This window comes from Kitasatospora sp. NPDC059327 (genome assembly GCF_042752535.1).
Lineage (GTDB): Bacteria > Actinomycetota > Actinomycetes > Streptomycetales > Streptomycetaceae > Kitasatospora.
Genome location: NZ_JBHYYB010000201.1, coordinates 1 through 5,660, shown reverse-complemented (window position 1 = coordinate 5,660; position 5,660 = coordinate 1). Strand labels below are relative to the sequence as shown.

Genomic DNA, 5,660 nt, shown 5'->3' with positions numbered 1-5,660 from the left:
ATCACCGCCGCACACTCCGCCACCACCCCGGCGAACACCGGCACCGAATCCAACAGCTCGGCCGCCATCCCCGCCCACTGCGACCCCTGCCCCGGGAACACGAACACCGGACCACCGACCACGTCGACAGGCACCGACTCCGCCGCCGCCACCCCGGCCAACCCGGCCACCAGCTCACCCAGCTCCCGCCCCCGCACCACCGCACGGTGCTCCAGCACCGCCCGACCCACCGCCAACTCCCGCGCCAGGTCGACCGGGTCGGTCTCGGGGTGCTCCGTCAGCCAGGACCGCAGCCGGGTCGCCTGCGCGCGCAGGGCGTCTCCGGATCCGGCCGAGAGCACCCACGGCAGCATGCCGAGCCCACCACCGGGCGCGGACGCGGGAACAGCCTCGGACGACGGTTCCGGCGCCTCCTCCAGGATCACGTGCGCGTTGGTCCCGCTGATCCCGAACGACGACACGCCCGCCCGCCGCACCCGGTCGCCGGCCGGCCAGGGCACATCGCCGGTCAGCAGCTCGACGGCGCCGCTCGTCCAGTCGACGTGCCGGGTCGGCTCGTCGACGTGCAGGGTCTTCGGCAGCACACCGTGCCGCAGCGCCATCACCATCTTGATCACGCCCGCGACACCCGCCGCCGCCTGGGTGTGACCGATGTTCGACTTCACCGACCCCAGCCACAACGGCCGCTCCGCCGAACGCCCTCGACCGTAGGTGGCCAGCAGCGCCTGCGCCTCGATCGGGTCGCCGAGCGGCGTGCCCGTGCCGTGCGCCTCGACCGCGTCGACATCGGTCGTCGACAGACCGGCGTTCACCAACGCCTGCCGGATCACCCGCTGCTGCGAGGGACCGTTCGGCGCGGTGAGCCCGTTCGACGCGCCGTCCTGGTTGACCGCGCTGCCCCGCACGACCGCCAGCACCCGGTGACCGTGGCGCCGCGCGTCCGACAGCCGCTCGACCAGCAGCAGCCCGACGCCCTCGGCCGCGCCCATCCCGTCGGCGGCGGCGGCGAAGGCCTTGCTGCGGCCGTCGGGGGCGAGCCCGCGCTGGCGGGAGAACTCCACGAAGAAGTCCGTCGTCGACATCGCCGTCACCCCACCGGCGAGCGCCAGGTCGCACTCCCCCGAGCGCAGCGCGTTCGCCGCCAGGTGCAGCGCCACCAGCGAGGACGAGCACGCCGTGTCGACCGTCAGGGCCGGCCCTTCCAGACCGAAGGTGTAGGCGACCCGGCCCGACGCGACACTGGTCGCGTTACCGGTGAGGACATGCCCCTCCACGACGGCCGGCATCCCGGCCGTCGCGTAGTCGTGCCCGGCCATGCCCGCGAACACGCCGGTCCGGCTGCCCTTGAGCGTCGTGACGTCGATGCCCGCCCGCTCGAAGACCTCCCACGCGGTCTCCAGCAGCAGCCGCTGCTGCGGGTCCATCGCCAGCGCCTCGCGCGGCGAGATCCCGAAGAACTCCGCGTCGAAGTCGGCGACGCCGGCCAGGAATCCGCCGGCCCGCGCGTAGCTCTTGCCCGACCGCTCGGGGTCGGGGTCGAAGAGCGACCCGGTGTCCCACCCGCGGTCGCTGGGGAACTCGCCGATCGCGTCGCCGCCGGAGACGACCAGACGCCACAGCTCCTCGGGCGAGGCCACGCCGCCGGGGAACCGGCAGCCCATGCCGACGATCACGATCGGGTCCTCCGGGGTGACCGCGCGGGGGCCGGGAGCGACGGCGGCGGTGCCCGCGTCCTCGCCCAGCGACGCGGCCAGCAGGGAGCTCGCGAGCCGGACCGGGGTCGGGTGGTCGAAGACCAGGGTCGACGGCAGCCGAAGGCCGGTCGCGCCGCCGAGGCGGTTGCGCAGTTCGACGCCGGTCAGCGAGTCGAACCCGAGGTCCCGGAAGGTCGACTCGGGGCGCACGCTCTCCACCGTGTCGTGGCCGAGCACGACGGCCGCCTCCGTGCGCACCAGGCGCAGCGCGATCTCGGCGCGCTCCTCCCCGGAGGTGTTCGCCAGCCGCCGGGCCCAGGCCACCGCCCCGGTGGCGTCCGCGCCCGCCGTCCGGCCCGGCGCCCGCGGGCCCGCCAGGTCGCGCAGCAGCGGCTGGACGGGAGCCGAGGGCGCCCGCAGCGCGGCCAGGTCGACCCGCGCCGGGACCAGCACCGCGTCCGGGCGCTCCCGGGCGGTGTCGAACAGGGCCAACCCCTGCGCTGTGGAGAACGGCACGAGCCCGCCCCGGGCCAGCCGCTTCAGGTCGCCGTGGCCGAGGTGTTCGGTCATCGCGCTGCGCTCGGCCCACAGGCCCCAGGCCAGGGCCGAGGCCGGCAGGCCCCGGGCCCGGCGGTGGTGCGCCAAGGCGTCGAGACAGGCGTTCGCGGCCGCGTAGCCGGCCTGGCCCGCGGTGCCGAGGGTGCCCGCGACCGAGGAGAACATCACGAACGCGGCGAGGTCGACGTCCCGGGTGAGCGCGTGCAGGTTGGCCGCGATGTCGACCTTGGCACGCAGGACCCGGTCCACCTGCTCCGCCGTCAGCGCCTCGACCGGGCCGTCGTCGAGCACACCGGCCGCGTGGACGACGGCGGTGAGCGGGTGCCCGGCCGGCACCTCGGCCAGCACCCGGGCCAGCGCGGCCCGGTCCGCCGCGTCGCAGGCCGCGACGGTGACGGTGGTGCCCGCCCCGGCCAGCTCGGCCACCAGGTCGGCCACGCCCGGCGCGTCGGCTCCCGAGCGTCCGACCAGCAGCAGGTGCCGGACGCCGTGCCGGGTGGCCAGGTGGTGGGCGAGGCGGCGGCCGAGCGTCCCGGTGCCGCCGGTGACCAGCACCGTCCCACCGTCCGCGAGGGGCTGCGGGAGGGTGAGGGCCACCTTGCCGGTGTGCCGGGCCCGGCTCACGAAGCGGAGCGCCTCCCGGGCGTGGCGGATGTCGAAGGTGCGGACCGGCAGCGGGCGCAGCGCGCCGGACTCGAAGAGGCCGACGAGTTCGGCGAACAGCTCGGCGATCCGGTCCGGTCCGGCGTCGATCAGGTCGAACGCGCGGTAGCGCACGTCCGGCCGCCCGGCCGCGACGGTGTCCGTCCCCCGGACATCGGTCTTGCCCATCTCGACGAACCGGCCGCCGTCGGCCAGCAGGCGCAGCGACGCGTCCACGAACTCCCCGGCGAGCGAGTTGAGCACGACGTCGACGCCGCGGCCGCCGGTGGCCCCGGTGAAACGCTGCTCGAAGCCGGTGTCGCGCGAGGACGCGATCCGCGTCCCGGGGATGCCGAGGCCGCGCACGGTCGCCCACTTCCCGGGGCTGGCGGTGGCGAAGACCTCGGCGCCCCAGTGCGCGGCGAGCTGCGTCGCGGCCATCCCGACACCGCCGGCCGCCGCGTGGACGAGCACCGACTCGCCGGGGCGCAGGCCGGCGAGGTCGCGCAGCCCGTACAGCGCGGTCAGGAACACCACCGGCACCGAGGCGGCCTGGGCGAACGACCAGCCGGACGGGATGCGGGCCAGCAGGCGCTGGTCGGCGACGGCGAGCGGGCCGAAGGAACCGTCGAACAGACCCATCACGTGGTCGCCCGGCGCCGTCGTCGTGACTCCGGGGCCGACCTCGACGACGACGCCCGCCGCCTCGGCGCCGACCACGGCCCGGCCCGGGTACATACCGAGCGTGATCAGCGCGTCCCGGAAGTTCACCCCGGCCGCGCGCACCGCGACCCGGACCTGCCCCTCGGCCAACGGCGCTGCCGCGTCCGGGTGTTCGACGATGTCGAGCGAGTCGAGAGTGTGTCGCGGGCCCGACTCGACGCGCCACGGCACGGGCTCGCCGGGCGGCACGAGCGCCGCGTCGGCGGCGGCCCGCACCAGGCGCGGCGTCAGGACGGCCCCGTCCCGGACGACCACCTGGGCCTCGCCGGCGGCCACGACTGCGCGCAGCGTGGCGATCGGCAGGTCGGCAGGCCCCCGGGGCGGGCCGTCGGCGGGCCGGTCGTCGGCCGAACGGTCATCGGCGGGACGGTGGCCGGCGGGACGGTGGCCGGCCGGCGGGGCGGCCGGGTCGACGCCGTGCGGGTCGAGGTCGACCAGGACGAAGCGGCCGGGGTGTTCGGTCTGCGCGGACCGCACCAGGCCCCAGACCGCCGCGTGGGCCGGGCTGGGGACGTCCTCGGACGGGTCGGCGCCGATCGCGCCGCGGGTGACGACGACCAGGCGCGACGCCGCGAGGCGCTCGTCGGCGAGCCAGCCGCGCACGGCCGTCAGGGTCTCGTGCACCGCCGCCGCGACCACCTCGGGCGCGACGCCGTCGGCGGGCGGGCAGCGCAGGACGGCGATGTCGACGCCCGCCCCGGCAGCCGAGGCCGGGTCCGCGAGAACCGCGAGAACCGGGAGGGCCGGGTCGGTCGGGTCGGTCCCGGTGTTCGGGTCGGTCGCGGTGTTCGGGTCGGTCCCGGTGTTCGGGTCGGTCGCCGTGTCCGGGTCCGTCGCCGTCGCGGGGGCGCCGAGCAGCGCCCAGCGGCCGGGGTCGGGCGCGGCCTCCGACAGCGTCGCCGGACTCCACTCCACCCGGTGCAGCCAGGCCGGGTCGGCGGCGACCGACCCCGCGAGCTGCTCGGCGGCCAGCGGCCGCAGCGCCAGCGACCCGGCCCGGGCCACCGGCACCCCCGCCCGGTCGGCGACCAGGACCGAGACGGTGTCGTCCCCGGTCCGCCGGAGCCGGACCCGCAGCTCGGTGACGGATCCGGCGGCCTCCCGGGTCACCCGGGACCAGGCGAACGGCAGCAGGGTCGCGCCGGAGCGCTCCACCGCGTCCAGCGCGGCGAGGTGCAGCGCCGCGTCGAGGAGGGCGGGGTGCAGGTCGAAGCCGTGGTCGGCCTGCGCGGTCGGCTCGGGCAGCGCGACCTCGGCGAACAACTCGTCGCCGCGCCGCCAGGCGTTTCGCAGGCCTCGGAAGACCGGGCCGTAGTGGTAGCCGAACTCGGCGAGCCGCTCGTACGCCGTGGTGATGTCGACGGCCTCGGCACCGGCGGGCGGCCAGACGAGGAGCGTGTCGGCGTCCGCCGGACCGGCGGTCGGCGCGGCGGCGGTCACCACCCCGGAGGCGTGCCGCGTCCACGGCGCGTCCTCGGCGCCGTCCTCGGCCCGTGCGTGGACGGTGATCGCCCGTGCCCCGGTGGCGTCCGGCGCGGCGACGGCGAGGTGCAGCCGGACACCGGACCGCTCGGGCACCACCAGCGGGGTGTGCAGGGCGAGTTCGTCCACCACCGGGCAGCCGGCCTCGGCGCCGGCCCACGCCACCAGGTCGAGCAGCGCCGTGCCCGGGACGATCACCGTGCCGAGCACCGCGTGGTCCGCGAGCCACGGGTGCGACCCGAGGGACAGCCGACCGGTGAAGGACAGGCCGTCCTCGCCCGGCGCGCGCACGGCCGCGCCCAGCAGCGGGTGACCGACGGCCGTGAGGCCCAGGTCACGCGCGGCACCGGGGATCACCGGCGCGTCGAGCCAGTGGCGGCGGTGCTGGAAGGCGTAGGTGGGCAGGTCGAGGGGGCGGCCGGCACCGGCCGGCAGCAGCGCGGGCCAGTCGACCGGCAAGCCCTGCACGAAGGCGGCGGACAACGCGGTCAGCAGCCGCTCCGGACCACCCTCGCCCCGGCGCAGGGTCTCCAGGACCGTGCCCCGCTCCTCCACCAAGTC

General features: G+C 77.0%; 1 protein-coding gene. It reads right to left on the bottom strand.

The features are described 5' to 3' along the window. On the bottom strand, positions 1 to 5,660 hold a 5,660-nt coding region (locus tag ACFXHB_RS44055), incomplete at both ends, for an SDR family NAD(P)-dependent oxidoreductase (protein ID WP_380582771.1).